This is a genomic window from Pseudoclavibacter sp. AY1H1, from assembly GCF_002931055.1.
Classification (GTDB): domain Bacteria; phylum Actinomycetota; class Actinomycetes; order Actinomycetales; family Microbacteriaceae; genus Pseudoclavibacter.
Genome location: NZ_PSXX01000004.1, coordinates 254,804 through 279,946, shown reverse-complemented (window position 1 = coordinate 279,946; position 25,143 = coordinate 254,804). Strand labels below are relative to the sequence as shown.

The following is a 25,143-nucleotide window of genomic DNA, read 5'->3' as shown; positions in this document are numbered from 1 at the left end:
AAGTCAGCCCTGGGCGCCGGAGGGGGCAGCGAGGGCCAGCGCGAGGGCCAGCGCGAGCGCGAGGGCGGGTGAGGCGTCGAGTCGGTCGCGGGTCGGGAGGCGCGGGTCGGGAGGTCGGATTCGGGGTTCGCTAGCTGGGGATCGGAATCGGGATCGGGATTCCGGATTCGGGGTTCGCGAGACGGGATTCGGGAACGCGGGTCGGGACTCGGGAGACTGCAGCGGTATGGCCGTGGACGCAGGCGGTCGGGCCGTCGAAGATCGGGGTCTGCCGTGTCGAAGCTCTGGGGTCAGCCGCGCCGAAGCTCAGGCGTCTGCTGCGCGGAAGATCAGGCGTCTGCCGCGTCGAGGCCGTCGAGGTAGGCGTCGGTGGTGCGTTTCTGCGCGGCGCGAGCGTCTGCCTCGTCCGAGCCGGCAGCGATGGAGGCATCCGCCCACGATTCGGCGCTCAGCATGAGGAAGCTCCGCGCGTCGTCGCCCCGCACCCACGAGGTTGTCTCGAGGGGAACGGTCGCGCCAGCCTCGAGGTGGTGGGCGAGGCTCGCGAAGCTCAGGTCCCAGCCGACTCCGGTCGCGCCGACGCCGAACTTGGGCCACGTCTCCTCGTCGGTCGGGGAGTGGTGTTCGAGGGTGAGCGTGGCGTGGGCCTCGTCGACCTTCGTGAAGTGGGCCTCGATGTGCGTGTGCTCGCCGTCGTACTCCCAGGTCAGCGTGAACGAGTCCGGGGCGTGGCAGCCGGTGATGTGCCCGTGCGCGTTGTCCTGGATCTGGTAGGTGCCGCCCTGGCGCAGGCTGCCGTCGACGGGCGCGAACCACTGGGCGAGGCGGGCGATCTCGGTGGCCGCCGACCACAGCGAGCTGCGCTTCGCGGCGAACGTCTGCGTGAGGGTGATGACGAAGCCGTCGTGGCCGTCGAGTTCCTGCATCCGCACCGAACGGGTGACGGCGGCCAGCTGGGTGGCGCTGTCGAAGGTCGATGTGCTGGTAGAGGTGGGCGCCTTCGTCATGTGCCCTCCTTCTGTGTCGGTGCTGGGTTGGGATGCGGTGCTGGGGCAGCGTGCCGGTGCCGCGTGCGTGGGGCGGCGTGTGCGCGCGTTCCTAGCGTCGCACTTCGGCGTTCACCTTGGCAGGCCCCGCGCGGGGTTGCCTGTGACGATTACGTGAAGTTGCGGTTGCGGACGTGCGACGACGCTGCGCGTTGGCGGGTCAGGGGACGCGAACCGCCTGGGTGGCGGCGGTCTCACCCTTCCAGGGGAGCAGGAAGAGGGCGAGGAGCCCGGCGATGATGGTGAGGCCACCGACCATCCAGATGACGCCCGGCCAGTCGAAGTGCTGGAAGAAGACGCCGCCGAGGAACCCGAAGAGGCTTGAACCGCCGTAGTAGCCGAGGTTGTAGAGCGCGGTTGCTTGGGCGCGGCCGCGGGTCGGGTAGGCGCCTGCCCAGCCGACGGCGACGGAGTGCGCGCCGAAGAAGGCGGCCGTGAAGATCGCGAGGCCGGTGATGACGAGCCACAGCTGCGGCGCGAGGGTGAGCGCGAGGCCGCCGAGGGAGACGGCCGTGGATGCGAGGAGCACGACCTTGCGTCCGTGACGGCCGGCGAGGCGAGCGATGAAGGGCGAGGAGAACGAGCCGGCGAGGTAGGTGACGAAGACGAGCGACACGAGCCAGACGGGGAGAAAGTAGGGCGACTGGGTGAGGTGGAAGCCGAGGAAGTTGTAGACGGCGACGAATCCGCCCATGAGGAAGAAGCCCTGCGCGAAGAGGCCGAGCATCCTGGTGCTGGAGAGGTGCGCGGCGATGGCCTTCCATGCGCGGCCGATGCTCGCGCCGAGGGTTCCGCCCGCGTGCTTGGCGAGCGGGGCGAACCCGCGCGGCTTGGGGATGAGCCAGATGAAGAGCACCGCCATGGCGACGGAGATGAGGGACACGGTGAGGAGGCCCAGCCGCCAGTCGAGGAGCTCGGCGACGGGGGTCGGCACGATGCGGCCACCGAGTCCACCGAGGGTGTTGCCGGCGACGAAGGTGCCGGCTGCTCCTGCAGCGGCAGTGGGGTGCAGCTCCTCGTTGAGGTAGGCGATGGCGCAGGCGGGGACGCCGCCGAGCGCGAGCCCCTCGAGAAGGCGCAGCGCGAGCGCCAGCTCGAAGCTCGGCATGAGGATCATGAGCAGACCGAGCACGGTGGCGCTCGAGATGGAGATCGTGATGGCGCGAACGCGCCCCATCCGGTCGGCTGCTATCGACCAGGGCAGGACGGAGATGGCGACGCCGAGGGTGCCCATCGACACCATGAGCGCCGCCGTCGCGGGGTCGATCGCGAAGGTCGTCGAGATCTCGGGCAGCAGCGCCTGTGGGGCGTAGAGCTGCGCGAACGTCGCGAACCCCGCGCAGAGCATCGCGAGTTGAATGCGTCGGTAGTCGCGGGACCCGCCGAGGTGTCCGAGCCAGGGGTTGCCGGTGGATGGGGGCTTCGGGGTGCTGGCGCGGTCAGGGGTCACTCGTTCGAGGGTACTCCGGGGGTTTCGTCCGAGCATTGTGCGTCTGCATGGGCGCGCGCGGATCGTTCGTGGTCTTGCCCGAAATGGCGGGCGACCCGCCGGGTTTGCGGTGCGCCAGGGTCGTGTGTAAGCTATCCCCTGGTCAATCGCGCAAGCGAAAGACTGGGCGCCCGTAGCTCAACGGATAGAGCATCTGACTACGGATCAGAAGGTTAGGGGTTCGAATCCCTTCGGGCGCACGGTACCAGAGCTTCCAAGCTCAGTACGAAGCTCTGTGTTGAGACAGATGCAGGAAAGGCTCGCGAAAGCGGGCCTTTTTTGTTTGCCGTCGTGGGGCCGTCTCAGTCGCTCGAGGACGGAGAGCGTCGTGCGGCCCGGTTGGCTGACGCGTCCGTGCGTGCGATGCGCACGAGGGCGATCAGGCCAAGGACAAGCAGCACGAGCGCGCTCGCGGGCACCAGCATGAGGCCGGCGTAGCCGAGGCCCACGAGGAACTCGGCAGTGCCCGGGCCGGCCGTGTCCGGGTGGGCAGCCGCGAGGGCGCCGGCAGGACCGAAGGCGGCGGCAGCCGCGAGGGCGGCGAGGCTGAGCCCCAGCACGACGGTGACGATGGCGAGCGCACGCTTCATGCTCTCGAGCCTCCCACACGAGCGTCCCGAGCGAGCCTTCCGCTCGAGCCGGAGGAGGTGTCCGAGTACTTCCCGTGGTGCCCCGGATTCGGTAGCGTTCCCTCATGATCATCGTGACGACCAATGACGTTCCCGGCACATCCATCTCGAGCGTCATCGGCGAGGTCTCGGGCCTCACCGTGCGCTCGCGGAACATCGGTGCGCAGTTCGCGGCCGGTTTCAAGTCGCTCGGCGGCGGTGAGCTGAAGGGCCTCACGACGCAGCTCGAGCAGGCCCGGGCGGAAGCCGTCGCTCGCCTCAAGGCGGCAGCGGAGGCGGCCGGAGCGAACGCCGTCGTCGCGATGCGCTACGACTCGAACGAGATCGACCAGAACTACCAGGAGATCGTCGCCTACGGCACGGCCGTCGTCATCGCCTGAGCCTGAGTGAAACCCGGCCAGCACCTCTCGCGAATCGCCTCACGCTACGCGCGGCCCTTGAGGATGAGGTTCCAGTAGACCCACGGCAGCACGCGTCGGTCGAAGACCCAGGTGAGCCGACGCTCGCGCGCGAGTCCCTTCCAGAAGGGGATACTCGGGCGCTGCTGCCCGTCGGCGTCGAACTCCGCGAAGACCACGCTCGAGCGCGAGACGGTGAACGGGGCGACGGTGTAGCCGTCGTACTCGCTCCGCGCGCCCTTTCCGCCGAGCACGCCGACGAGGTTCTCGGCGAGGGCCTTCGTCTGCTTCCGCAGTGCCCCGCCGGAGCGCTGGCTCCCCGAGACGGCGGCGTCGCCGAGCGACCACACGTTCGGGTAGCGCCGGTGCTGCAGGGTGCGCCCGTCCACATCGACGAATCCAGCCTCGCTGTCGGTCAGGGGCGCCGCCGCGGCGAGACCCGCCTCGGCGATCCAGGCGGGAGCCCGCTGCGGGGGTTCCACGACGAGGGCGTCGTAGTGGATGCGCTCGGACTCGCCTTCGACGTCGGCCGTGGTACCGACAGTCGCCTTGCCGATGACCGCGGTGCTGCTGTCGGCGATCACCTCGCTGAGCCGCGATTCGCGGCGCACCTCGATGCCGTATTCGGCGACCTTGCGCTCGAGTTCCGCGTCGATCTCCGGCACGCCGAGCGGCGTCGCGTCCGGCAGCACCAGCACGACCCGAATGCGGTCGAGCACGCCCCGTGCGCGCCAGTAGTCGCACGCCAGGTACATGGGCTTCTGGATGGCACCGGCGAACGAGGCAGGCTCGGGGGCCTGCACGAACACGGCGGTGCCGTCCCGCAGGTCGCGGAGAAGGTGCGATGTCTTGTCGGCGAGCCTGATCTCATAGCTGGATGCGACGCGCGGCGACTGCAGGGCTGCGCGCAGGCCGGGGATCGCATCCCAGTCCTGCACGATGCCCGGGCAGACGATGAGGTGCTCGTAGCCGACTCGTCGGCCGGATTCGAGGACCAGCGATGAGGTCTCGGGGTCGACGGAGGCGACGGCGTCGCGGAGGAGCGTCACTCCCGTTGGCATGACGTCGGCCTGCGGTCGAGTCGCCTGGCTCGCCTTCGCGGTGCCGCCGGCGACGTGCGAGAGCATGGGCTGGTAGACGTGGTTGACGCGCGGCTCGATGACGGTGATGTCGGGGATGCCGGCTCGCTGCAGTCGGCCCGCGACGGAGAGGCCCGCGTTTCCGCCGCCGATGACGAGCACGCGGTACGTGGTGAGCGTGGGCTGCTGTGTCGGCTGCTGTGCAGCCTGTTTCGCTGCCTGCTGCGCAGACTGCTTCGTTGGCTGGGCGTCGCCGTTCGAGGTGGTGGTCATCAGAGCGACGCTAGCCGCCGGACGGCGTCGCGGACCCGTGACCGGGGCATGGTCACGCAACTCCCAGCCTGCTGCCACGCTCAGGAAACAGCGTCGTCAAAACATGCGGGTCGCTGCCGGGCGCCGGCCGCCGGCCCACCCCGGCCACTCCAGGCCTACGCCCGGCCGAGCCACCAATCGGGGGAGGCAGCGATGATCGTGCGGGCTGCCGCATCCACGTCGTCGACCTCCCCGGACCGGAGCCACTCCTCGATGGCGCTGACGGTGCCTCCGCCGGCGTAGGCGATGAGGAGGCGCGCGTGGCGTTCGCGGTCGATGCCGGGCTGGGCTGTCGGCGCGATCTCGGGGTGGCGGTCGAGGTGCGTGCGGAGGCCGGTCTCGATGCGGTCGACGAGGGTGTCGCGGACGGCCCCGGTGAGTCGCGGCGACATGGCGTTGCGGTAGATCTTCGCGTGGCGAGCAACGTGCCGCAGGAGCTCGCGCTCCGGTTCGTCGAAGACGCTGAGCTCGCTGCCGCTGCTGGCCGGCAGTGATTCGAGGGGTGCCATGAGGGTGTCGATCTCCTCGCCAAGGAACGCCGCGAGGAGGTGCTCTGGCGTCGCCGCGTGCCGGTAGAAGGTGTCGCGGGTGATGCTGGCGGCTCTGGCGACTTGCGCCACGGTGACATCGGCGATGGGCTGCGCGGCCGCGAGCTCGTAGATCGCCGCGCGGAGGGCGGCGCGTGTTCGTGCCTGACGCGGATCCATCCGCCCACCCTATGGGCTGAAGGGTGGGTCCACAGCAAACTATCTGACAGGTGCCTGATAACCGGCGTACGCTGGAAACGCACGCCAACGACGGCGGGCAGAACGGAGTGAGCAATGTCGCAAGCAGCAGACAGGACGGCAACCGGCGCGGGCCGATTCGCCGGCAAGGTCGCGATCGTCACGGGAGGTGTCTCGGGCATCGGGGCGAAGATCACGGAGCGCCTCGTCGCCGAAGGCGCCAGCGTCGTCGTCGCCGACATCAACGCCGAGCTCGTCGCCGCAGCAGGCGAGACCTTCGGCGGCGATGTCATCGGCCGCCGCACCGACGTGACCGACGAGGACGACTTCGCAGGTCTGATCGCCGAGACGGTCGAGAAATTCGGCACGCTGGACGCGCTCTTCAACGTCGCGGGAGGCTCCCGCTCGGGCACGCTCACCGACATCTCGTTCGCCGACTGGGACTTCACGGTCCGCCTCAACCTCTACAGCGCCTTCAACGGCACCCGCCTCGCGGCCCGCCAGTTCCTCGCCGAGGGCAAGCCTGGGGCGATCGTCAACGTCGCCTCCCTCAACTCGCTCGTGCCGATGCACTTCGGTGTCGGCTACACGGCTTCCAAGGCCGCGGCCGTCATGCTCACGAAGCAGGCGGCGCTCGAGCTCGGCGAGCACGGCATCCGCGTGAACGCCGTCTCGCCCGGCCTCGTCGCGACCCCGCTCACGAAGGGCCTCACCGACATTCCCGGCGTGCAGGAGGCGTACGACGAGCGCATCCCCTTCCGCCGCGCGGCGCAGCCGGAGGAGATCGCGTCGGCCGCGCTGTTCCTCGCGAGCGACGATGCTTCCTACATCTCCGGCGACAACCTGGTCGTCGACGGCGCCTGGTCGACGACCGGCTACCCCGACCTGCGGAAGTTCCTCGCATGAAGGCCGCGGTGTTCCACGGCAAGGAGGACGTGCGCGTCGAGGAGGTCGCCGAACCCACGCCGGGCCCGGGCCAGGTGAAGCTGCGCAACGCGTACGCCGGCATCTGCGGCTCCGATCTGCACGTCTACTACGCGCCGGAGAGCTCGGGCCTCGACTTCGAGCATCCGCACCCCGTCACGGGTTCGCTGCCGCCGCAGATCCTGGGCCACGAGTTCTCCGGAACCGTCGTCGAGCTCGGCGAGGGCGTCGACTCGGTGCAGCTCGGCGACCGCGTCGCGGTGTGGCCGATCTACGCGTGCGGCGAGTGCGCGGCCTGCCGTCGCGGCAAGCCGAACGTGTGCACGAAGATCGGCTTCCACGGCCTCTCCTCGCACGGTGGGGGCATGGCCGAATTCACGACGGTGGATGCGAGCAAGCTGCACGTGCTGCCCGAGAACGTCGACCTGCGCCTGGGGGCGCTCGTCGAGCCGATGGCGGTCGCATGGCACGCGGTCGAGCAGAGCGGCGTGCAGGCTGGGCAGACGGCGCTCATCTCGGGTGCCGGCCCGATCGGCATCGGCGTGTGGTTCGCGTTGCGCGCCAAGGGCGTCGAGACGGTCATTGTGTCCGAGCCGAGCGAGGGTCGCCGGTCTGCGATCGCCGGGGTCGGAGCGGCGAACCTCGTCGACCCGACGACGGAGGACCTCTCGGCTCGGGTTGCTGAGATCACTGGCGGGGATGGCGTGGATGTCGCCTTCGACGCTGCCGGAGTCGGGCCAGCTGTCGCGGCCTCGCTCGCGAACCTGACTCCCGGTGGGCGCGTCGTGGTCGTCGCCATCCACGAGCGGCCCATGGATTTCCTGCCGACGCAGCTCGTCATGGGCGAGACGGCGATCGTGGGCACCCTCGCCTACCTGCAGAGCGACTTCGACGCGGTCATCGCCGCGATGGCGGCTGGCGGATACACGGCTGACGGCTGGGTCGACGACGTCGCCGTCGACGACGTGGTCGGGGCGATCGAGAGCCTCCGCGCGGGCAAGGGCATGAAGGTGCTCGTGCGGGCTTAGCGTTCGTGCGGGCCTGATCTTCGTGTGGGCCTGGCCGGAGCGTCCCGAGCCGCGTCGCTACCCGCCGTGCACCCGAACGGTGCTCGGCGGGTTCGCGGCGAGCTTCGAGGCCGGGCGCACGGGGCGACGCTCGAGGTTGCCGCCGCAGTTCGGGCACGCCCGACTCTCGAACGTGGCCACGCAGTCGCCGCACCACGTGCACTCGAAGGTGCAGATGTAGGCCTCAGCGTGCGGGGGCAGGTCGATGTCGCAGCGTTCGCAGTTCGGGCGGAGCTCCAGGGCCATCAGGCGAGTCCGTTCTTCTCGGCGAACGGGTCCCAGCTCGCGTCCGTGTGCACGTCGAGTTCGGCGGCGTCGCTGACCCTCGCCGCGACGTCAGCGCCGTGGATCGAGGCGATGATGGCGGCGGTCATGTCCATCCCCGCGGCCACCCCGGAGGATGTCCACCGGTTTCCGTCCTCGACCCAACGCGCCTGCGGGATCCACTCGACCGAGGTGCCGTGCGACGCCGCCCAGGCGAACGCCCGCTTGTTGGAGGTGGCCCGGAACCCGTCGAGCAGACCGGCCGCCGCGAGCAGCGCGGAACCCGTGCAGACGGACGTCACGAGGCGCGCATCCGCCGCCCACTCAGCGAGCCAGCCGAGGAACCCGGCGTCGACGGCGAGGGCGCGCGTGCCCTGCCCACCGGGGACGAGCACGATGTCGGGCCGCGTGGCGTCGGCGAAGCCGCTGGTTGCGATGACCTCGGGTCCCTGCGAGCTGCGCACCGGCCCAGCGTGCGGTGCGATCAGCTCGACGTCGAAGAGCGACGGGTCGAGCCGGAACAGCTCCACCGGGCCGAACACGTCGAGGAGCTCGAACCCCTCGAACAGGACAACGGAGATGCGACGCTTCGCTTCAGGCATGTCCGCATTCTCGCAGGAGGACGATCGTTCTGCGCTGGATTGCGGCGTTCGGCGACGGTTGCCCTGTGACGAGCCGCCTGCGAGGGAAACGTCCGAGTCGGGATATCTCCGAGACGGGGCCTCCGAGCAGGTTCGTCTCTGAGCAGGTTCGTCTCTGAGCAGGTTCGTCTACGAGCCGGTTCGTCTACGAGAAGAGCGGTGACGCTGGGCTTTCGCTGACACTCGCGACGAAGCTGGTGAGCAGCTCGCGGTCGCTCGCTGCGCTGCGATTCGCGTGGTCCGCCCCGAAGAGCAGATGCAGGGTGCGCACCTCGCGTCCCGTCTGCTCGTCGAACTTGATCTCGTCGACCGCTTCCCGCACGGACCAGCTCGTGGACCGCGCCGACATGTGGCCCGCGCGGCCGAACGTGTACGCGGCCGCGAGGTTCGCGAAGAACAGCCAGTCGTCGCCGGCCACCTTCACCGCGTACCCGCGCTCACGCGTCCACGTGTCGCCGGACCTCGGCCTCGGCAGAGAGTCGGCCTCCACGATGTGGTCGTAGTCGGCTTCGGATGTGCGGCTTCCGCCTGCAACTCGGCACATGGGACCCCCCCGGAATCGATGTCGATGCCGTGGACTCTATGCTCCTCGCGAGCCTTCCGGAACGTGCTGCCGGGTCTCTCCCGCATAGCCTGCGCAACAACGCGAAAGCGGCCAGGCCCGGTGCCCGCGTGCCTCCCCCTCCACGCCCCGCTCGCCGAGTCGCCTCACGCCCCGCTCGCCGAGTCGAGAAGTGAGTTGTGGTCGTCAATCGATGGCCTGAGCGACCACAAGTCGGCCCTGGGCATCTCGGCGGACGCTCAAGTGCTTCCGCCAGCATGGCCCGCATGAGCGATTCCACCAAGACCCAGCCCGCCGGCGACCTGCCCAGCGAGGCGATCGACTTCGCCGACCTCAACTTCAAGCTCGCCGTCATCCAGGAGCTGATGTACGAGCAGGAGCTGCTGACCCCGCAGTTCGTGCTCGCGGATTTCCTCGAAGAGCACGTCGACCGCGAGATCGACCTCTCGCAGGAGATCACCGAGCCGATCCCCGAGGTGCTCGAGTACTTCCGCTCGCTGCCGGTGCCCAGCGAATACGCGCCGAGCGTCGAGGAGCTCTTCCAGGATGGCGGGAACGACATCTACCTGGAGATCGCCCCGCAGTGGGGCGGCGACGACTCGACCTTCGATATCGCCGACTTCACCGACACGCGCCACTTCCCGAACCTCACGTCGATGACCCTGCTCGGGGTCGACGACGAGGTCATCGAGGGGCTCCGTCGGAAAGGCATCGACGCGCAGCTGCTCTGAGGGGCAGGCGGTGCGCGCCGGTGGATGAGCGCAGGCCTGCGCGCACCGGTGGATGAGCGTCGGTCGGCAGGTGTCCGCCAGTGCGCGTCTGCCGCTTTGCATCGGTCGATGAGGGGCGGCCGATGCGCACGGGCGGACCAGCCTCGGGTCCTGCGCGCCGGTCAGCGCACGGCGAGGAGGATCTTGCCGATGTGCTCGCCGGACTCCATGCGCTGGTGTGCTCGATGCGTGAAGTCGAGGGTCTCGGCGGTGTCGAGGAGGGGGCGCACCTTGCCGGCCTCGACGAGCGGCCACACGTGCTCGCGCACCTGCGCGACGATCGCACGCCGCTCTTCCAGGGGGCGGGCTCGCAGGGTCGTGCCCCAGATGCGGCCCCGCTTCTGCATGAGGCGGCCGACGTTGATGGTCGCTTCGTTGCCGCCCTGCGCCGCGATGACCATGATCCGGCCGCCGGTCGCGAGCGCGTTGACGTCGCGGGCGAGGTAGTCGCCGCCGATCATGTCGAGCACGACGTCGACGCCGCGGCCTCCCGTGGCTTGCGCGATGACGTCGACGAAGTCCTCGTCGCGGTAGTTGATGCCTCGGGTCGCGCCGAGCTGCTCCGTCATGGCGACCTTCTCTGGCGTGCCGGCGGTGGCGTAGACGGTCACTCCGAGGGCGGTTGCGAGCTGGATGGCGATAGTGCCGACCCCGCTCGTGCCGCCGTGCACGAGGAGCGTCTCGCCAGCTTCGAGGCCAGCGCTCATGAAGAGGTTCGACCAGACGGTCGCGACGGCTTCCGGGAGCCCGGCGGCTTCGACGAGGTCGACTCGCCGCGGCTTGGGGAGCACGAGGCCCTCGTCGACCGCGACCCGGTCGGCGTAGCCGCCGCCGGGGAGGAGCGCGACGACGTAGTCTCCGACCTTCCAGGCGGTCACGGATGCTCCGATCTCGACGACGGTTCCGCTCACCTCGAGACCTGGCCAGGCCGGGGCGCCATCGGGGGAGGGGTACTTGCCTTCGCGTTGCGCGACGTCGGCGCGATTCACGCCGGCAGCTGCCACGTCGATGATGACCTCGAACGGCCCGGGGGTCGGCTCGTCGACGTCGGAGAGGACGAGGGCGTCTGGCCCGCCGGGGGTAGGAACCGTGATTGCACGCATGCTGGTCAGTGTTTCACGCGGACGTGTACCCTCCGTCTCATGTCAGGGCCAGTGCACGATCCAGAGCGGCTCCGGGGCGTGACGCGCCCGGAGCTGAGCGTGCTCGCCCGCGTGCGCGCCGCATCCGCCGCCCTCGGCCCGAGTGAGCGCAAGGTCGCGCAGATGGTGCTCGCCAGGCCGGACGAGATCGTGGAGTGGTCGACGGCGGAGCTCGCGGACGCCGCGGGTACGTCGACGGCCACGGTCATCCGCGCCTGCCAGAGCCTCGGGTTCCGCGGCTTCCAGCATCTCCGCCTCGACCTCGCGCGATCGGCGCCGCTCGCCCCGCGGGAACAGGGGACCGTGCGAGAGGCGAGCACGTTCGACGATGCGATCGACGCGGTCCGGCTCGCGCAGGAGAGCGTCGACCCTGAGCGCATCGTCGCCGCTGTCGCGGCGCTCCGGGGCGCCCGCCGCGTCGTGCTCGTCGGCAGCGGCTTCTCGGGGCCCCCGCTGCAGGACTTCGCGATGCGCCTGAGCACGCTCGGTCACTCCGTCGAGGCTCCTGTGGATGCGCTCGCGCAGCAGTTCGCGGTGCGCTCGCTCTCGAGCGGCGACGTGTGCCTCGCCCTCAGCTACTCCGGTGCGAACGTGCAGTCGCTGCGGGCAGCCGAGGCTGCGAGTGCGCAGGGCGCCACCGTGGTGCTGGTCACGAGCTACGCGCGCTCGCCGCTCGGACGGGTCGCCGACGTGGTCGTGACGACCGGACCCGCGGGCACCGCCCACGACATCGATCCGTTCCTCGCGCGGCTCGGCCACACGATCGTGCTCCACGCGTTCCACTCTGCGCTGTCGGAGCTCATCGGCGGCGACGAGGTCGTCGGCATGCGGCACGTCGTGGCCGACGCGCTCTCGGAAGACTGACCTCCGAGGGGTGGCCTGCGAGTCCTGGCCTGCGAGGCCTGACGTGCGAGTCCTGGCCCGCGACAACTGGCCTCCGAGGACGGATCTGCGAAGGCTGATCTCCGACGACTGGTCTGCGAGGACTTACCTGCGGGGCTGACCTCCGAGGTGCGCTCGCACCCGCAATCCCGGCGCATGCCAGCCCTCTCGCGTCGCCGTCTCCTGCGCCGCGTCGTGCCGGCTGGGTCGTGGCGGCCGGGTCCCAAGGGGTGGAGTCGATGCGTGGAGTGGATGCGTGGCGTCAAGCTGTGGAGTCGATGCGTGGAGTCGCTTCGTGCGGGGTTTTCACAGCCGTGATGGGTTCTGCGGAGGTGCGTGCGGGGTTTCGGTGACCGGTGATGGGTAAAAACCCATCACGGATGCGAAAAGCCCGCACGGCCCGGGTGGCGGGGACGAGGACGCAGGCGGGGACGGGCCGTAGAGCGGGACGGGACGGGGATCAGGCCGCGCCGCGCCGGGTCACGCCGGCTGGGTCATGGCGGCTGGGTCCCGAGGGGTGGAGCGGCTGCGTGGAGTCGCTTCGTGCGGGGTTTTCGCCACCGTGATGGGTTCTGCGGAGGTGCGTGCGGGGTTTCGGTGACCGGTGATGGGTAAAAACCCATCACGGTTGCGAAAAGCCCGCACATCCCATTGGACGTGGACGTGGACGCAGACGGAAGCGGGGACGCGGACATGGACCTAGGCGGGGAGCAGCCCACGCCGCGCCGCCTGAAGCTGTGGAACCACGCCACGCCGCGCCGCGCCCGCATCGCGCCGCGCCCGCATCGCGCCGCGCCCGCATCGCGCCGCGCCCGCATCGCGCCGTCCCGCACCGCACCGCACCGAACCGCGCGCAACCTGACCGTTCTCTCACGCTTCCGCAGTCCAGCACCTGCACGCGCGGCGATCTGGCTGGTCATCCTCCGCCCCTCAGTCCCTTGCGCGCACTCGTCTCCCGGAGTTCATCCGCGCGCTCGACGCTCGTCACCGCGCGTTCACTCTCGCTCGTCACACTCCCGATGTAACAACGTTCCAGGCCCTGCGGAATCAATGTAACGGGCCGGATTCCACGCAACGGGAGGTGCTCGTGAGGGCAATCGAGATCGACGGGCTGTTCAACGCCCGCGCAGCCAGCACGACGTCACCCTGGATCGTTCGCGCCGGATCACCGGACGCGCTCGCCGCCGACGGCGAGGCCGCGCTGCGTGCGCTGGGCGTCTCGCTCATCCTCGACCTCCGCGAGCGCGCCGAGTCCGGCGAGCGCGAGCACGGCGTCCCGGTGCGACAAGTGCCGCTGTACGGCAGTGAGCCGCCCGTCGCGGGACGCCTCGAGGAGATCTACGAGACGCTCCTCCGGGGGCGGGGAGGTGCGCTCGCCGAAGCCGTCGCCGTGCTCGCCAACGCGGAACGCGGTGTGCTCGTCCACTGCACTGCCGGCAAGGACCGCACCGGGCTCGTCGTCGCCCTGGCCCAGCTCGTGGGCGGTGCGAGCGAGGCCGACGTGGTGGCCGACTACGTGCTCTCCGGTGTCGAGGTTCGCTCCGTGCGCGAGCCGTACGCGCTCGCCGTCGCCGCCGCCTATCCCGCAGCCCAGCGGGACGAGATCCTCCGCCTGCACCTCGACAGCCCGCCGGAAGCCCTCGAGCATGCGCTCACCATCATCCGCGAGCTCGGTGGCGCCGAAGCGTACCTGCGCCGCCACGGACTCACCGACGAGCAGGTGCTCGCCCTGCGCAGCAAGGCCGCCCAGGCAGCCTCGGTTCGGTCGTGAGCGCTGACGTGCACGCGAGCACTGCGGCGAACGTGAACACCGACGTGAACGCAGGCACCGCGACGAACGCAGGCGCAGGTGCCGAGGCGACCGCCGCGGCACCGAACCGCACCACGGTGCTCCACCTGAGCGACGTCCACGCCACGGTCGGCGCACCCCTCTACGGGGCGGTCGACGGCATTCGACGGATGCACGCGGCCAGCGATTACGCGCAAGCGGCAGGCGTCACCCCGGAGGTCATCGTGATCAGCGGGGACCTCATCGAACGGCGCAACGAGGGCGCCTACCCGGCGCTTCGCGAGGCGCTCCTCGAGCTCGAAGCGGCGTGGGGCGTGCCTGTGCTCACGGTGCTCGGCAACCACGACGACCGGGACGCGGCGCGCATCCTGCCCGGGCATGCCCTGCCCGACGACACCCTGCCCGACGGCACCCTGCCCGACGGCACCCTGCCCAGAACGGCCATGCCGCGGGCCGTGCACGTCGGCGAGTGGCGCTTCGTGCTGCTCGACTCGTCTCCCGGGCGCCTGGGCTCGGAGCAGCTCGCGTGGCTCGACGCGGAGCTCGCGCAGCCGTTCGGCTCCGGCTCGATCGTCGTCATGCACCACCCGCCGCTCGGGTCCCCGCTGCCGATGCTCGCCCGCGCCGGGCTCGGCGACGCAGCAGACTTCCTCGACATCGTCGAGGGCACCGACGTCCGGATGATCCTGTCCGGTCACTTCCACCATCCGCTCGCCGCCACGATGCGGGGCGTGCACGTCTCTGTCGGGCCTGCGCTCGCCTACCACCAGGTGATGGACGCAGAACCCGGCACGGTCAGCGGCTTCGACCGCTCGATGTTCTCGCTCGTGCACCTCACGCCGGACGGCGTCAGCGCCTCCAGCGTCACCGTCGAGCATCCCTCCCCGCTCTTCACCCTCAGCCCTTCCCCCGCAGACCCGCTCTCCCCTCGAACAGTTAGGTCATCATGAACTCCCTCCGCACCCCAGCCGCGCTCGCGGCCTTCGGCCTCGCCGGCGTCCTCCTCGCCGGCTGCGCGAGCTCCCCGAGCACCGCGGCGAGCGGCGACGCCAGCCCCTCGGCGGCATCCGCGCTCGAAGCCGCCACCATCACCCTCTACACGTCCGAGCCGCAGGAGAAGGCGGATGCGCTCGTCGCGGCGTTCGCCGAGATCCACCCGGAGGTCACGGTGGAGGTGTTCCGTGCCGGCACGGGCGACCTCACGACGCGTGTCGCGACCGAGCAGGCCTCGGGTGGTGTGCAGGCGGACGTGTTCCTCGCCGCCGACGCGGGCACCTTCGAGGACTACGCCGCCGACGAGCTGCTGCTGCAGTACTCGCCGACCGACGTCGAGTCGCTCAACCAGGACGTCGTCGACCCCGAGGGCTACTACACGGGCACGCGCATCATCCCGACCGTCATCGCCTACAACACGGGCCTCGTCACCGAGCCGCCGACGTCGTGGGCTGAGCTCACCGACGCCGAGTACGCGAACAAGCTCGTCATGCCGAACCCCGACGTGTCGGGCGCGGCCGCGTACAACGCCGCCGTGTGGCTCGACGAGCCGGCGCTCGGCGAGCAGTGGCTGACGGACCTCGCCGTGAACGAGCCCGTGATCGCCGACAGCAACGGCCCCGTCTCCCAGGCCATCGCGACGGGCGCGCAGCCCGTCGGGATCGTCGTCGACTACCTGGCCCGCGAGCTCGCCGCCCAGGGCTCGCCCATCGCTGTCTCCTACCCGACGGAGGGCGTGCCGTACGTGTCGCAGCCCGTCGGCATCTTCGCAAACACCGAGGAGGAGGCCGCCTCGAAGGCGTTCGTCGACTTCCTCGTGAGCGCGGAGGGCCAGGAGGTCGCCGTCAGCCAGTCGTACCTGCCGGTGCGCGCCGACGTCGGTACCCCGGAGGGTGCCCCGGCGATGGATGAGATCACGATCCTCTCCCCGGAGCTCGAGACCATCCGCGCCAGCCAGGACGCCGCGGTCGAGAAGTTCCGCACGCTGTTCCTGTAGCGAGCACGCTGTCCCTCTCATGAGCACACTCGCAACAACACCCGGGAGCGGTGCCGCTGTCAGCAGCGGCACCGCCTCCGCGGCGCCCCGCAACTCGGGCCGGGCCACGCTCGACGGGGTGCACGGGCTGTCGCTGGCGCTCTGGGTCGCCGTCGCCGCGGTTGTCCTCGTGCCCATCGGCGCGATCCTCGTGCTCGCGGCCGGCGGCTCCCAGCTGCACGTCCTCTGGCAGGCCGACGTCGTCGAGGCCGCGACGAACAGCCTCGTCTCGGCGGGCGCATCCGCGCTCGGTGCCGTCGCGGTCGGCACGGCGCTCGCGGTGCTGCTCGATCGCACCGACCTCGCCGGTCGCCGCGGCCTGCGTCTCCTCGCGCTCACGCCGCTGCTCGTGCCGCCGTTCGTGGGCGCGATCGCGTGGCTCGGCATCGCGGGCCCGACGAGCCCCGTGAACCTGTGGTGGACGCAGGCGTTCGGCGGCCCGCTCTGGTCGATCTACGGCGCCGACGGAGTCATCCTGCTCCTCACGGTGCACAGCTACCCGATCGCGATGCTCATCGTCTCGGCTGCCCTGCGCCGGGTGCCGTCCGACCTCGAGCAGGCGGCGCGCATCGCCGGGGCCAGCCCGGCACGCAGCGTCTTCACGATCACGGTGCCGCTCCTGCGGCCCGCACTGCTGTCGTCGTTCGTGCTCATCGCCGTCGGCAACCTCGCCGACTTCGGGATCCCCTCCATCATCGGCCTCCCCGAGCAGTACACGACCCTCGCGACGCTCGTCTACCGCTACCTGCAGTCGGGCACCGTGGATGAGCCGCTCGCGGTCGTCGCGACCATCGGGGTCGTCCTGCTGGTGCTCGCCCTCGCGGCGCTTGTCGTCGACTTCGTCATCGGCAGGAGTCGCTGGGAGCTCGACTCGTCCTCGTCGGCGCCGCAGCTCCTGCCGCTCGGGCGGGGGCGCGTCCCCATTTCCGTGGTGACGTGGGTGCTTGTGCTCACCGTCACGGTGCTGCCGCTGCTCGCCCTGCTGCAGCAGTCGCTGCTCCGAGCGCCCGGCCTCGCCTTCACCCCGGAGAACCTGACGCTCGACAACGTCGTGAAGGCTGTGACTTCGGCCAACGCGGTCAAGGGGGCCACGAACTCGGTGATGCTGGCGGTGCTCGCGGGCCTCGTCTGCGGGCTCCTCGGCCTCGGCATCGCGGTGCTCGCCACCCGAACGCGGATGCGCGGCAGCGGCCCGCTTCGGGCGCTCGCCATGCTGCCGCAGGCGGTTCCCGGCATCGTCATCGCCGTCGCGTGGCTTGTCCTCGCACCGCACCTCGGCCTGTTCAACACGCCGTGGCTCATCCTGTGCGCCTACATCACGTCGTTCACGGCGCTGGTCGTGCAGGCCGTGGCGGCGCCGCTCGCGAGCACCCCGGCGAGTGCCGAGGAGGCCGCGAGGATCGGCGGAGCCGGGCGGATGCGCGCCCTCTTCGACATCTCGAGCCGCATGGCGGCGCCCGCCGCGATCTCCGGGGCGGTGCTCGTCGCCGTGACCGCGGTGCGCGAGCTGACGCTCTCCGTGCTGCTCCTCTCACCGGGGTCGCAGACCCTCGGCGTCGCGATCTTCAACCTGCAGCAGGCCGGGGCATTCAACACGGCGGCCGCGCTGTCGCTCATCGTGGCGCTCCTCGGTGTCGCCGTCATCGGCATCGCCACGCGGGCGCCGAAGTAGCACCGCTCGGTCTCGCTGACTCCTGCCTCGATCGCGCCTGACTCGCTGACCCCTGCCTCGCTCATCCCTCGCTCCAGTCCGTGCCGGCTGCGCTCCCAGCGCCAGCCGCGCTCCCGTCCCGTTCGATCTCCCAGAAGGGCACCCCGTGGCATCCGTCACCCTCGACTCAGTCTCCGTCCGCTTCCCGAGCGGCACCGTCGGCCTCGACGACATCGACCTCGCGCTGCGTGACGGCGAGTTCCTCGCGCTCGTCGGGCCCTCGGGGTCGGGCAAGACGACGCTCCTGCGCACGATCGCGGGGTTCCAGGCGCCCACCACGGGGCAGGTGAGCATCGGCGATCGGGTGGTTGCGGGGTCCGGGGCGACGGTGCCGCCGGAGGCCCGCGAGCTCGGCATGGTGTTCCAGCAGCACGCCGTGTGGCCGCACTGGAACGTCGGACGCAACGTCGACTATCCGCTGCGCCGCGCGCGAGTCGAGAAGGCGGAGCGCATCCGCCGCGTCGACGAGGTGCTCGACATGGTGGGGCTCACGGGGTTCGCGAAGCGCAACCCGGCGACGCTCTCCGGCGGGCAGCGGCAGCGTGTGGCGATCGCGCGCGCACTCGTGGCGCGACCGCGGGTGCTGCTGCTCGACGAGGCGCTGTCCGCGCTGGACGAGCCGCTGCGGGACAGTCTCCGGCTCGAGCTGCACACCCTCACGCGTGAGCTCGGCCTGACGGTGGTGCACGTCACCCACGACCGCTCCGAGGCCCTCGCCCTCGCCGACCGGGTGGCCGTGCTCGACGGTGGGCGCATCCAGCAGCTCGGCACGCCGGAGGAGCTCGTCACGCGGCCCGCCTCGCCGTTCATCGCGAAGTTCCTCTCCGACGCGACGATCGTCGACGGCGCGATGGTCTCTGGTGCGGCCGGGTTCGCTGCGGATGCACACCCGCTGCGCGTGGAACAGGCTCGGCTCGACTTCGGGGAGCGGGGCAGTGAGAGTGCGGTGCAGGCGGCCATCCTCCCGAGCGATGTCGAGGTAGAGGTGCAGGTCGAGGTCCAGGGGGCCGAGGCCGGCCGAGACGATGCTGCCCTCGCGACGGTCAGGTCGGCGCTCTTCACCACGGAAGGCAGCGACCTCGTGCTCGACTGGGCCGGCCTGCGGCTGCGTGCGCGGACGCGCGGAGTTCGCCCCAGGGTCGGCGACCTGGTCGTCGTGCGTATCGCGCGGGCCCGCGTCTACGGCGTAGGCCCGGAGCCTGCTGCCGCCGACCCCGGCGCCAGCACGGACGCTCGCTCGGATGTTCGAACTTCCGCCGCCGGCACGCTCGCCGGCACGTTCGCGCGGACCTCAGCGTGACGCTCGCACTCGTGCGGCATGGCCGCACCGCCTGGAACCTGGAGCGTCGGCTGCAGGGGCGCAGCGACATCGAGCTCGACGCGCATGGCGAACTGCAGGCGCACGCCGCCGGTCGGCTCCTGGCGCGGGCGCGGTGGGGGAGCGTGATCACGTCTCCGCTGACGCGCGCGGCGCAGACGGCGGCGATCGTCGGCTCGCACCTCGGCGTTCCCGAACCCGCGGTCGAGCCCGGACTGCTCGAGCGCGACTTCGGTCGGGCTGAGGGGATGCGGGTGGCTGAGGCCGCCGAGCGCTGGCCGGGCGGGGACTACCCCGGTTCGGAGACGGCGGCGCAGCTCGCGGAACGGGCGGGCGAGGCCCTCACTGCCCTGCTCGGGGCTCCCGGCACTGCGGTTGTCGTGAGCCACGGCGTCTTCCTCCGGGCAGGGATCGAAGCTGTCACCGGGGCGACGTGCCCGCGCATCCTGAACGGGCAGGTGGTGCTGCTCGAGCCGACGGCCGGTCGGCCGACGGCGCGCTTCCTCGGGGAATAGCTCGAACCTCGGCGACCGCTCGCCCCCGCCGCCCTGACGATCGGGTCGCGGCGCCCTGGTTACAGTGGATTCCGTGGCCCACGACTCTGCAGCGACCTCCGCCCGCAATCACATGCGGAAGCGCGTCGATGTCCGGTACATCCGCCACGGCGAGGTCCGCGCGCGCGTCTCGACGATCGGCGCCGACGGCGACCGCGCCTTCGTGCTCATCGCGGGCATCGGCGTCGCCTCGAACTACTACGAGAACCTCGCTCCCGGCCTCGGCGAGTTCGGGCCAGTCCACGCCCTCGACCTGCCGGGGTTCGCGGGCGTCCCGTACCCGAAGCGGCCCATGAGCATCCAGCGGTACGCGGCCGTGGTCGGCACCGTCATCGACGAGCTCGGACTCGAGGACCCCGTGCTCGTCGGCCACTCGATGGGAACGCAGGTGGTGTCCGAGCTGGCCTCGCAGCGGCCCGAGCTGAGCACGGTCGTGCTCATCGGGCCCGTCACGAACCCGCGCGAGCGGTCGCTCCCCAAGCTCGTGTTCCGCTTCCTCGAGTCGTCCGCGCGCGAGCCGTTCCGTGTGGCGATACTCGCCACGGGCGCGTACCTGCTGTGCGGGTTCCGCTGGTTCTCCGCCGTGCTGCCGCGGATGATGCGCTACCGGATCGAGGACGTCCTGCCGCGCATCCAAGCCCACACGCTGCTCATCCGGGGCGAGCACGACTCGCTCGTGCCGCGCCAGTGGCTGCGCGACATGGAACGCCTCCTGCCTCACGCCTCCACGTGGGAGATCGAGGGTGCCGCGCACTCCGTCATGTACGACCACGCGAAGGGCGTCGCTGAGCTCTGCGTCGACCATGCCAGGGACCCCTTCGACACCCGCGGAGCCGATGGGGCGGGGCGAAGCGGGACGGCTGCGCCCGCCGGTGAGGGTGACGCCGGTTCCGTCGTCGACGCCGAGGACGCCGCAGCGGCGGCCGCCGGCGAACTCGTGCAGCTTGCCGACGAGGATGCCCGCAACCGTCGAGTGCACGTCACCCCGCGCCTCGTGCTGCAGGTGCTGCGCTCGCGGTGGAACGAGTTCTTCGCGAGCGCGGACAACCGCCCGCGGGACATCGCGGAAGCCAAGACCGAGCACTTCCGGGCGCAGGTGGAAGCGTTCCGCGACGCCGAGCTGCGCGAGGTGCGCGACGAGCGCGAGACTGGCCAGCCGACGCGTTGACCCGCGTTCCGGCCGGCGCCGGGCCTGGGGCTGGGTCTGGGCCGGGGGCTACGCGAGCGTCAGGCCCCGGTGCGCCCCGTTGGCTGGGCGGGTCCGAGCACGGCGTCCAGGAGTCGCTGGATGCTGGCCTCGCTCGACTCGGTCCTGCTCAGAGCTCGGAGCAGGAGCGCGCCGATGATGGCTTCGCCGATCTCCTCGAGGCGCGCATCCGGTGCCAGCTGGCCGTGCGCGATGGCGATCTGGAAGCGTTCCGTGAGGGATCGGCTGGCGCCGAGGCTCTCGTGGAGTCGCCTGCCGATGTCCTCGTTCTCGACGGATGCGGCGATGAGCGAGCGCACGAGCAGCTCGCCCTGTGGTTGGCCGAGGAGCGCGAGGACTGCGCCGAGCCAGGCGGTGAGGTCGTCCCGAAGCTCGCCCGTGTTGGGCACGGTGAAGCGGTTGGGGAAGAGCTGCCCCTGGAGGAGGCAGTCGGAGACGAGGGCTCCCTTGGAGGGCCACCAGCGGTAGATGGTCTGCTTCGAGACGCCGGCCTCCGAGGCGACTCCCTCCATGGTGAGGCGCTCGTAGCCGCGTTCGGCGAAGAGCTTCGACGTGGCTTCGAGTACCGCGACGCGGGCGGCCTCGCTGCGCACCGGGCCCTGCTTATGGCCGGTGGTCGCGCGTTCCTCGACACCGGCGTCTCGCTCTGACATGACGGCCATCATATTCACAAACTGAGTAGACGAGACGTTGCGTATGATCTAGGGCGGCGCCCCTCGAGCAGTCGGGTCGGTTCGGGCGCCGCAACGAGCGTGCGCGCATGATCCTGCGCGTCGAGAGGATGCTGATGGCCGAACTGCTGTACCGCCTGGGGACCTTCGCGACCCGCCGTGTGTGGGTTGTCGTGGGGGCGTGGCTGGTGATCCTGGGGCTCGCCGTCGGCGGGTTCCTCATCGGCTTCAAGGGGCTCTCGTCGAGCTTCGACGTGCCTGGCACGGCCTCGGGCGAGGTCATCTCGGAACTCGAGGAGCAGCTGCCGGCGTTCGCAGGCGCATCCGGCACCGTCGTGTACTCCACGGAGGACGGGTCGGCGCTGACGGAGGCGCAGCGGGCTGACATCAGCTCCGTGATCGCCGACCGTGGCGACCTCACCGACGTGGCCGATGTCATCGACCCGTTCTCGGCGACGGCCGAGCTGGAGGGCCAGGCGGCGCAGGTCGAGAGCGGCCGCACGCAGATCGCCGACGGGCAGGCGCAGCTCGACGCGGGCCAGGCGCAGCTCGACGGCGGCAAGGCGCAGCTCGACGCGGCCCAGGCGCAGCTGGATGCGGCGAAGCAGCAGCTCGAGGCGGCCGGGAACCCGGCGGCGCAGCTCGAGGCGCTCGAGGCTCAGCAGGCGCAGCTCGACACGCAGGTGCAGGCGATCGCCGATCAGCAGGCCACTCTGGATGCGTCGCAGGCTGAGATCGACACGCAGCTGCAGCAGCTGGAGAACGGCGCGAAGCTCGTCGATCTCTCGGATGGCATCAGCCTCGTCTCGGAGGATGGCTCGACGGCGATCGTGAACGTCTCGTTCACGGAGCCTCGCCTCGAGTTGAGCGAGGACGCCAAGCAGGGCGTCATCGAGTACTTCGAAGCGCACCCCGTCGACGGGGTGAACGTGGCGTTCTCGACGGATATCGCGCAGAGTGTCCCGCAGATCTTCGGCATCGGCGAGGCGATCGGCCTCGTGTTCGCGGCCATCGTGCTGCTCGTGCTGCTCGGGTCGGCGCTCGCCGCATCCCTGCCGATCCTGACGGCGCTCGTGGGCGTCGCGATCGGCGTCGTCAGCGTGCTCGCGTTCTCCGGCGTCGTGCAGATGGCGTCGGTCACCCCTGTCCTGGGCATCATGCTGGGGCTCGCGGTCGGCATCGACTACTCGCTGTTCATCGTGAACCGGCACCGCAAGCAGCTCATGCAGGGCATGGACGTGCGCGAGTCGATCGGGCTCGCGAACGGCACCGCCGGCAACGCGGTCGTGTTCGCCGGTGCGACGGTCATCGTGGCCCTCCTCGCCTTGAACGTGACGGGCATCCCCTTCCTCGGCCTCATGGGCACGGCTGGCGCGGTGTGCGTCCTGATCGCGGTGCTCATCGCCGTCACCCTCACGCCGGCGCTGCTGGGAAAGCTCGGGATGCGGGTGCTGAACAAGCGCAGGCGGGCGCACATCCGCAAGCTGCACGGCACCGGCCCGGAAGGGGCGGCGACCGGCGGTGTCGGCGTCGTGACGGGTCAGGTGCGGGCAGCTCACGCTCAACCGTTGAAGGCCATGCCGACGTGGCGGGCCATCGTGACGGTGCTCGCCGGGGTTGCGGTGCTGCTGACGGTCGCGATTCCCGCGCTGTCGATGCGGGTCGGCCTGCCCGACGGTTCGTCGGAGCCTGAGGAGTCGGCGTCGTACCAGGCGTTCACGATCACCGAGGAGCAGTTCGGGGCCGGCGCGACCGGTCCGCTGCTGGTCACGGCCACGCTTCCCGAGGGGCTCGACGATGCGGGTGTGCTCGACAAGCAGGTGCTCGTCGGCGAGAAGCTCGCCTCGCTCGACGACGTCACCGCGGTCGCCCCGATCGGCGTCTCGGACAACAAGAGCCTCACGGCGTTCCAGGTGATCCCGGCGGAGGGGCCGAACAGCGTCTCCACCGAGCAGCTCGTCGGCGAGCTCCGCGCTCTGCCCGAGATCGAAGACGGCATCACGCTCGGCGTCGCCGGGCAGGCGGCCATCAACATCGACATCTCCGAGGGACTCAACTCGGTGCTGCCCCTCTACATCGCGCTCGTCGTGGGCCTGTCGCTGCTCATCATGATTCTCGTGTTCCGGTCGATCCTCGTGCCGCTCATCGCGACGGGCGGGTTCATCCTGTCGCTGTTCGCGACCTACGGGGCCGTGGTCGCGGTCTTCCAGTGGGGGTGGTTCGCGGACCTCATCGGCTTGCACGCGACGGGGCCGATCCTGAGCTTCCTGCCGGTCATCCTCGTCGGCATCCTCTTCGGACTCGCCATGGACTACCAGCTGTTCCTCGCCTCCGGGATGCGTGAGGCGTACGTGCACGGGGCTGAGGCGCGGGTCGCTGTCGTGCAGGGCTTCCGGGCCGGCCGAGCCGTCGTGGTCGCCGCGGCGCTCATCATGGTGTCCGTGTTCGGCGGGTTCGTGTTCGCCGAATCGACCATGATCCGGTCCATCGGGTTCGGGCTCGCGTTCGGTGTGCTCCTCGACGCGTTCATCGTGCGCATGCTCATCATGCCGTCGCTCATGCACCTCCTCGGGAAGTCAGCCTGGTGGCTGCCGAAGTGGCTCGACAAGATCATGCCGAACGTCGATGTCGAAGGCGCCGCGCTGGAACGCAAGCACCCCGCGCACTAGCGGGACAGGCGTGGCCCGCTCAGATCCATCAGCCAGCGTCGGGCGGCTCCATTCCGAATGGGGTCGCCCGGGTGATTGAGAAATCGCACGGGTATATCTGAGCGGGGCAAGACAACTACTATCTCCTTCAATCCCGAAGGAGTGAGATGGACTTCAACGAGCGACTCAGTGCGCTCGCGCTCAAGGTTTTCAACCAGCGCGAGGCAATCCAGACCGAAGAGGCCACGAAGAACGCATTTATCATGCCGTTCATCTCGACGATCCTCGGCTACGACGTCTTCAATCCTCTTGAGGTCGTGCCCGAATTCACTGCCGATGTGGGAGTGAAGAAGGGTGAGAAGATCGACTACGCCATCATGCGTGACGGCGAAGTCCAGATGCTCATCGAGTGCAAGAGCTCAACTGGGGCACTCAAGATCGAGCATGCCTCTCAGCTCTTTCGCTACTTCGCGGTCACGAACGCGCGCATCGCCGTTCTGACGAATGGTGAGGTCTACAACTTCTTCACTGACCTGGATGCGCCGAACAGGATGGACGAGAAGCCCTTCCTGGTTCTCGACCTCAGTGACATCGATGAGACCCTGATCCCGGAGCTCAAGAAGCTCACCAAGGAGGTCTTCGACCTCGACTCGATCATCAACGCGGCCGAGGAGCTCAAGTATGTCGGAGCGCTGAAGCGTGAGATAGCTGCGCAGTTCAGGGAACCCTCCGATGAGTGGATCAAGTTCTTCACGAGTCGTGTCTACGACGGTTCCTTTACGCAGAAGGTGCGCGAGCAATTCAGCCTGCTCGTCCCGAACGCCACCAAGCAGTTCCTCACCGAGCAGGTCAACGACCGACTCAAGACCGCCTTGGGTGCGTCAGCGCTGCCTGTTGCTGCACCTGCCGAGGCGCAGCATGAACTCGAAAGCCAGGCCGTGGCTGCTGATGACCTTGACCGTGATACCGAAATTGACACCACCCTGGAAGAGCTCGAGGGCTACCAGGTCGTGAAGGCAATTGCGTGTGCCCATGTCAAGCCGCAACGGGTGACGCATCGAGATGCGAAGTCCTACTTCGCTGTACTCATCGACGACAACAACCGGAAGCCCATCGCGCGCCTCTGGTTCAACGGCAAGAAACAGAAGTACCTGGGCGTCTTCGACGAAGCCAAGAACGAAACCAAGATTCCCATCGAAGAGATCCAAGACATCTACGAGCACGCCGATCTCATTCGAGCCTCAACAGCACGCTACGAGTAGTAGTCAATACGCGGTCACTGCTCC

General features: G+C 69.9%; 24 protein-coding genes and 1 tRNA gene. 15 read left to right on the top strand and 10 right to left on the bottom strand.

The window, feature by feature from the left end; translation table 11 throughout:
• Positions 1–329: 329 nt before the first annotated feature.
• Together C5E05_RS09500 and C5E05_RS09495 are read right to left on the bottom strand one after the other, a co-directional pair.
• Positions 330–1,007, bottom strand: a complete 678-nt coding sequence (locus C5E05_RS09500; protein WP_104244486.1) for an SRPBCC domain-containing protein — start codon at positions 1,005–1,007, stop codon at positions 330–332.
• Positions 1,008–1,206: 199 nt separating this feature from the next.
• Positions 1,207–2,496 (bottom strand): MFS transporter, encoded by a 1,290-nt coding sequence (locus C5E05_RS09495; RefSeq protein WP_258063545.1) that lies wholly within the window; start codon positions 2,494–2,496, stop codon positions 1,207–1,209.
• Between the two features lie 166 nt (positions 2,497–2,662).
• Between C5E05_RS09495 and C5E05_RS09490 the strand changes: the two genes are divergently transcribed.
• Positions 2,663–2,735 (top strand) — tRNA-Arg (locus C5E05_RS09490).
• 102 nt (positions 2,736–2,837) lie between these two features.
• Here the strand turns inward: C5E05_RS09490 and C5E05_RS09485 are convergent.
• Positions 2,838–3,125: a hypothetical protein gene (locus C5E05_RS09485; protein ID WP_104341787.1), complete on the bottom strand. Its 288-nt coding sequence runs from the start codon at positions 3,123–3,125 to the stop codon at positions 2,838–2,840.
• Positions 3,126–3,229: 104 nt separating this feature from the next.
• Between C5E05_RS09485 and C5E05_RS09480 the strand changes: the two genes are divergently transcribed.
• The gene (locus C5E05_RS09480) at positions 3,230–3,544 is read left to right on the top strand and encodes a heavy metal-binding domain-containing protein (RefSeq protein WP_104244492.1); all 315 of its coding nucleotides are present in this window, start codon (positions 3,230–3,232) and stop codon (positions 3,542–3,544) included.
• A 44-nt stretch (positions 3,545–3,588) separates the two neighbouring features.
• Here the strand turns inward: C5E05_RS09480 and C5E05_RS09475 are convergent, their stop codons facing one another.
• Positions 3,589–4,914, bottom strand: a complete 1,326-nt coding sequence (locus C5E05_RS09475; protein WP_104341786.1) for an NAD(P)/FAD-dependent oxidoreductase — start codon at positions 4,912–4,914, stop codon at positions 3,589–3,591.
• Between the two features lie 155 nt (positions 4,915–5,069).
• The gene (locus tag C5E05_RS09470; RefSeq protein WP_104307699.1) at positions 5,070–5,660 is read right to left on the bottom strand and encodes a TetR/AcrR family transcriptional regulator; all 591 of its coding nucleotides are present in this window, start codon (positions 5,658–5,660) and stop codon (positions 5,070–5,072) included.
• A gap of 114 nt (positions 5,661–5,774) precedes the next feature.
• Here C5E05_RS09470 and C5E05_RS09465 point away from each other — a divergent pair, with 114 nt between their 5' ends.
• Complete coding sequence (locus C5E05_RS09465) at positions 5,775–6,584, top strand: SDR family NAD(P)-dependent oxidoreductase (RefSeq protein WP_104307700.1); 810 nt, start codon at positions 5,775–5,777, stop codon at positions 6,582–6,584.
• On the top strand, positions 6,581–7,630 hold the full coding sequence (locus C5E05_RS09460) for a 2,3-butanediol dehydrogenase (protein ID WP_104244500.1): 1,050 nt from the start codon (positions 6,581–6,583) through the stop codon (positions 7,628–7,630). The genes C5E05_RS09465 and C5E05_RS09460 overlap by 4 nt, the downstream gene beginning before the upstream one ends.
• A 57-nt stretch (positions 7,631–7,687) precedes the next feature.
• Here C5E05_RS09460 and C5E05_RS09455 read toward each other — a convergent pair whose 3' ends face one another.
• The 3 genes from C5E05_RS09455 to C5E05_RS09445 all read right to left on the bottom strand — a co-directional run bounded on the left by C5E05_RS09455 (position 7,688) and on the right by C5E05_RS09445 (position 9,118).
• The gene (locus tag C5E05_RS09455; protein ID WP_104341785.1) at positions 7,688–7,915 is read right to left on the bottom strand and encodes a DUF1272 domain-containing protein; all 228 of its coding nucleotides are present in this window, start codon (positions 7,913–7,915) and stop codon (positions 7,688–7,690) included.
• Positions 7,915–8,535, bottom strand: a complete 621-nt coding sequence (locus C5E05_RS09450; protein WP_104301359.1) for a DJ-1/PfpI family protein — start codon at positions 8,533–8,535, stop codon at positions 7,915–7,917. The genes C5E05_RS09455 and C5E05_RS09450 overlap by 1 nt, the downstream gene beginning before the upstream one ends.
• Positions 8,536–8,719: 184 nt before the next feature.
• Positions 8,720–9,118 (bottom strand): hypothetical protein, encoded by a 399-nt coding sequence (locus tag C5E05_RS09445; RefSeq protein ID WP_104244506.1) that lies wholly within the window; start codon positions 9,116–9,118, stop codon positions 8,720–8,722.
• A gap of 284 nt (positions 9,119–9,402) precedes the next feature.
• Here C5E05_RS09445 and C5E05_RS09440 point away from each other — a divergent pair, with 284 nt between their 5' ends.
• Positions 9,403–9,867: a DUF6892 domain-containing protein gene (locus tag C5E05_RS09440; protein ID WP_104244548.1), complete on the top strand. Its 465-nt coding sequence runs from the start codon at positions 9,403–9,405 to the stop codon at positions 9,865–9,867.
• Between the two features lie 161 nt (positions 9,868–10,028).
• Here C5E05_RS09440 and C5E05_RS09435 read toward each other — a convergent pair whose 3' ends face one another.
• A complete protein-coding gene (locus C5E05_RS09435; RefSeq protein ID WP_104341784.1) occupies positions 10,029–11,009 on the bottom strand; it encodes an NAD(P)H-quinone oxidoreductase in 981 nt (326 codons plus the stop codon).
• A 39-nt stretch (positions 11,010–11,048) separates the two neighbouring features.
• Between C5E05_RS09435 and C5E05_RS09430 the strand changes: the two genes are divergently transcribed.
• From C5E05_RS09430 to C5E05_RS09395, 8 genes are all read left to right on the top strand, one after another.
• On the top strand, positions 11,049–11,912 hold the full coding sequence (locus tag C5E05_RS09430) for a MurR/RpiR family transcriptional regulator (RefSeq protein ID WP_104307705.1): 864 nt from the start codon (positions 11,049–11,051) through the stop codon (positions 11,910–11,912).
• Positions 11,913–13,017: 1,105 nt separating this feature from the next.
• Positions 13,018–13,701: a tyrosine-protein phosphatase gene (locus C5E05_RS09425; RefSeq protein WP_258064828.1), complete on the top strand. Its 684-nt coding sequence runs from the start codon at positions 13,018–13,020 to the stop codon at positions 13,699–13,701.
• Positions 13,698–14,669 (top strand): metallophosphoesterase, encoded by a 972-nt coding sequence (locus C5E05_RS09420; protein ID WP_258064827.1) that lies wholly within the window; start codon positions 13,698–13,700, stop codon positions 14,667–14,669. The genes C5E05_RS09425 and C5E05_RS09420 overlap by 4 nt, the downstream gene beginning before the upstream one ends.
• Entirely contained in the window at positions 14,666–15,709 is a 1,044-nt protein-coding gene (locus tag C5E05_RS09415; RefSeq protein WP_104341782.1) for an ABC transporter substrate-binding protein, read from the top strand. The genes C5E05_RS09420 and C5E05_RS09415 overlap by 4 nt, the downstream gene beginning before the upstream one ends.
• Before the next feature lie 19 nt (positions 15,710–15,728).
• Positions 15,729–17,420, top strand: a complete 1,692-nt coding sequence (locus C5E05_RS09410; protein WP_104341781.1) for an iron ABC transporter permease — start codon at positions 15,729–15,731, stop codon at positions 17,418–17,420.
• 145 nt (positions 17,421–17,565) lie between these two features.
• Positions 17,566–18,759: an ABC transporter ATP-binding protein gene (locus C5E05_RS09405; RefSeq protein ID WP_104341780.1), complete on the top strand. Its 1,194-nt coding sequence runs from the start codon at positions 17,566–17,568 to the stop codon at positions 18,757–18,759.
• On the top strand, positions 18,756–19,292 hold the full coding sequence (locus C5E05_RS09400) for a histidine phosphatase family protein (protein ID WP_181059486.1): 537 nt from the start codon (positions 18,756–18,758) through the stop codon (positions 19,290–19,292). The genes C5E05_RS09405 and C5E05_RS09400 overlap by 4 nt, the downstream gene beginning before the upstream one ends.
• Positions 19,293–19,365: 73 nt before the next feature.
• Complete coding sequence (locus C5E05_RS09395; RefSeq protein ID WP_258064826.1) at positions 19,366–20,499, top strand: alpha/beta fold hydrolase; 1,134 nt, start codon at positions 19,366–19,368, stop codon at positions 20,497–20,499.
• Positions 20,500–20,558: 59 nt separating this feature from the next.
• Here C5E05_RS09395 and C5E05_RS09390 read toward each other — a convergent pair whose 3' ends face one another.
• On the bottom strand, positions 20,559–21,191 hold the full coding sequence (locus C5E05_RS09390; protein ID WP_104244553.1) for a TetR/AcrR family transcriptional regulator: 633 nt from the start codon (positions 21,189–21,191) through the stop codon (positions 20,559–20,561).
• A gap of 134 nt (positions 21,192–21,325) precedes the next feature.
• Between C5E05_RS09390 and C5E05_RS09385 the strand changes: the two genes are divergently transcribed.
• On the top strand, positions 21,326–23,878 hold the full coding sequence (locus C5E05_RS09385) for an MMPL family transporter (protein ID WP_104341805.1): 2,553 nt from the start codon (positions 21,326–21,328) through the stop codon (positions 23,876–23,878).
• 146 nt (positions 23,879–24,024) lie between these two features.
• Positions 24,025–25,119, top strand: coding sequence for a type I restriction endonuclease (locus C5E05_RS09380; RefSeq protein ID WP_104244522.1), 1,095 nt, complete (start codon positions 24,025–24,027; stop codon positions 25,117–25,119).
• Positions 25,120–25,143: the final 24 nt, after the last annotated feature.

Excerpts from the sequence above, each read along its gene's own strand:
- C5E05_RS09500 (WP_104244486.1), bottom strand. The coding sequence starts at position 1,007 with ATGACGAAGGCGCCCACCTCTACCAGCACATCGACCTTCGACAGCGCC.
- C5E05_RS09485 (WP_104341787.1), bottom strand. The coding sequence starts at position 3,125 with ATGAAGCGTGCGCTCGCCATCGTCACCGTCGTGCTGGGGCTCAGCCTC.
- C5E05_RS09480 (WP_104244492.1), top strand. The coding sequence starts at position 3,230 with ATGATCATCGTGACGACCAATGACGTTCCCGGCACATCCATCTCGAGC.
- C5E05_RS09475 (WP_104341786.1), bottom strand. The coding sequence starts at position 4,914 with ATGACCACCACCTCGAACGGCGACGCCCAGCCAACGAAGCAGTCTGCG.
- C5E05_RS09470 (WP_104307699.1), bottom strand. The coding sequence starts at position 5,660 with ATGGATCCGCGTCAGGCACGAACACGCGCCGCCCTCCGCGCGGCGATC.
- C5E05_RS09465 (WP_104307700.1), top strand. The coding sequence starts at position 5,775 with ATGTCGCAAGCAGCAGACAGGACGGCAACCGGCGCGGGCCGATTCGCC.
- C5E05_RS09460 (WP_104244500.1), top strand. The coding sequence starts at position 6,581 with ATGAAGGCCGCGGTGTTCCACGGCAAGGAGGACGTGCGCGTCGAGGAG.
- C5E05_RS09455 (WP_104341785.1), bottom strand. The coding sequence starts at position 7,915 with ATGGCCCTGGAGCTCCGCCCGAACTGCGAACGCTGCGACATCGACCTG.
- C5E05_RS09450 (WP_104301359.1), bottom strand. The coding sequence starts at position 8,535 with ATGCCTGAAGCGAAGCGTCGCATCTCCGTTGTCCTGTTCGAGGGGTTC.
- C5E05_RS09445 (WP_104244506.1), bottom strand. The coding sequence starts at position 9,118 with ATGTGCCGAGTTGCAGGCGGAAGCCGCACATCCGAAGCCGACTACGAC.
- C5E05_RS09440 (WP_104244548.1), top strand. The coding sequence starts at position 9,403 with ATGAGCGATTCCACCAAGACCCAGCCCGCCGGCGACCTGCCCAGCGAG.
- C5E05_RS09435 (WP_104341784.1), bottom strand. The coding sequence starts at position 11,009 with ATGCGTGCAATCACGGTTCCTACCCCCGGCGGGCCAGACGCCCTCGTC.
- C5E05_RS09430 (WP_104307705.1), top strand. The coding sequence starts at position 11,049 with ATGTCAGGGCCAGTGCACGATCCAGAGCGGCTCCGGGGCGTGACGCGC.
- C5E05_RS09415 (WP_104341782.1), top strand. The coding sequence starts at position 14,666 with ATGAACTCCCTCCGCACCCCAGCCGCGCTCGCGGCCTTCGGCCTCGCC.
- C5E05_RS09410 (WP_104341781.1), top strand. The coding sequence starts at position 15,729 with ATGAGCACACTCGCAACAACACCCGGGAGCGGTGCCGCTGTCAGCAGC.
- C5E05_RS09390 (WP_104244553.1), bottom strand. The coding sequence starts at position 21,191 with ATGTCAGAGCGAGACGCCGGTGTCGAGGAACGCGCGACCACCGGCCAT.
- C5E05_RS09385 (WP_104341805.1), top strand. The coding sequence starts at position 21,326 with ATGGCCGAACTGCTGTACCGCCTGGGGACCTTCGCGACCCGCCGTGTG.
- C5E05_RS09380 (WP_104244522.1), top strand. The coding sequence starts at position 24,025 with ATGGACTTCAACGAGCGACTCAGTGCGCTCGCGCTCAAGGTTTTCAAC.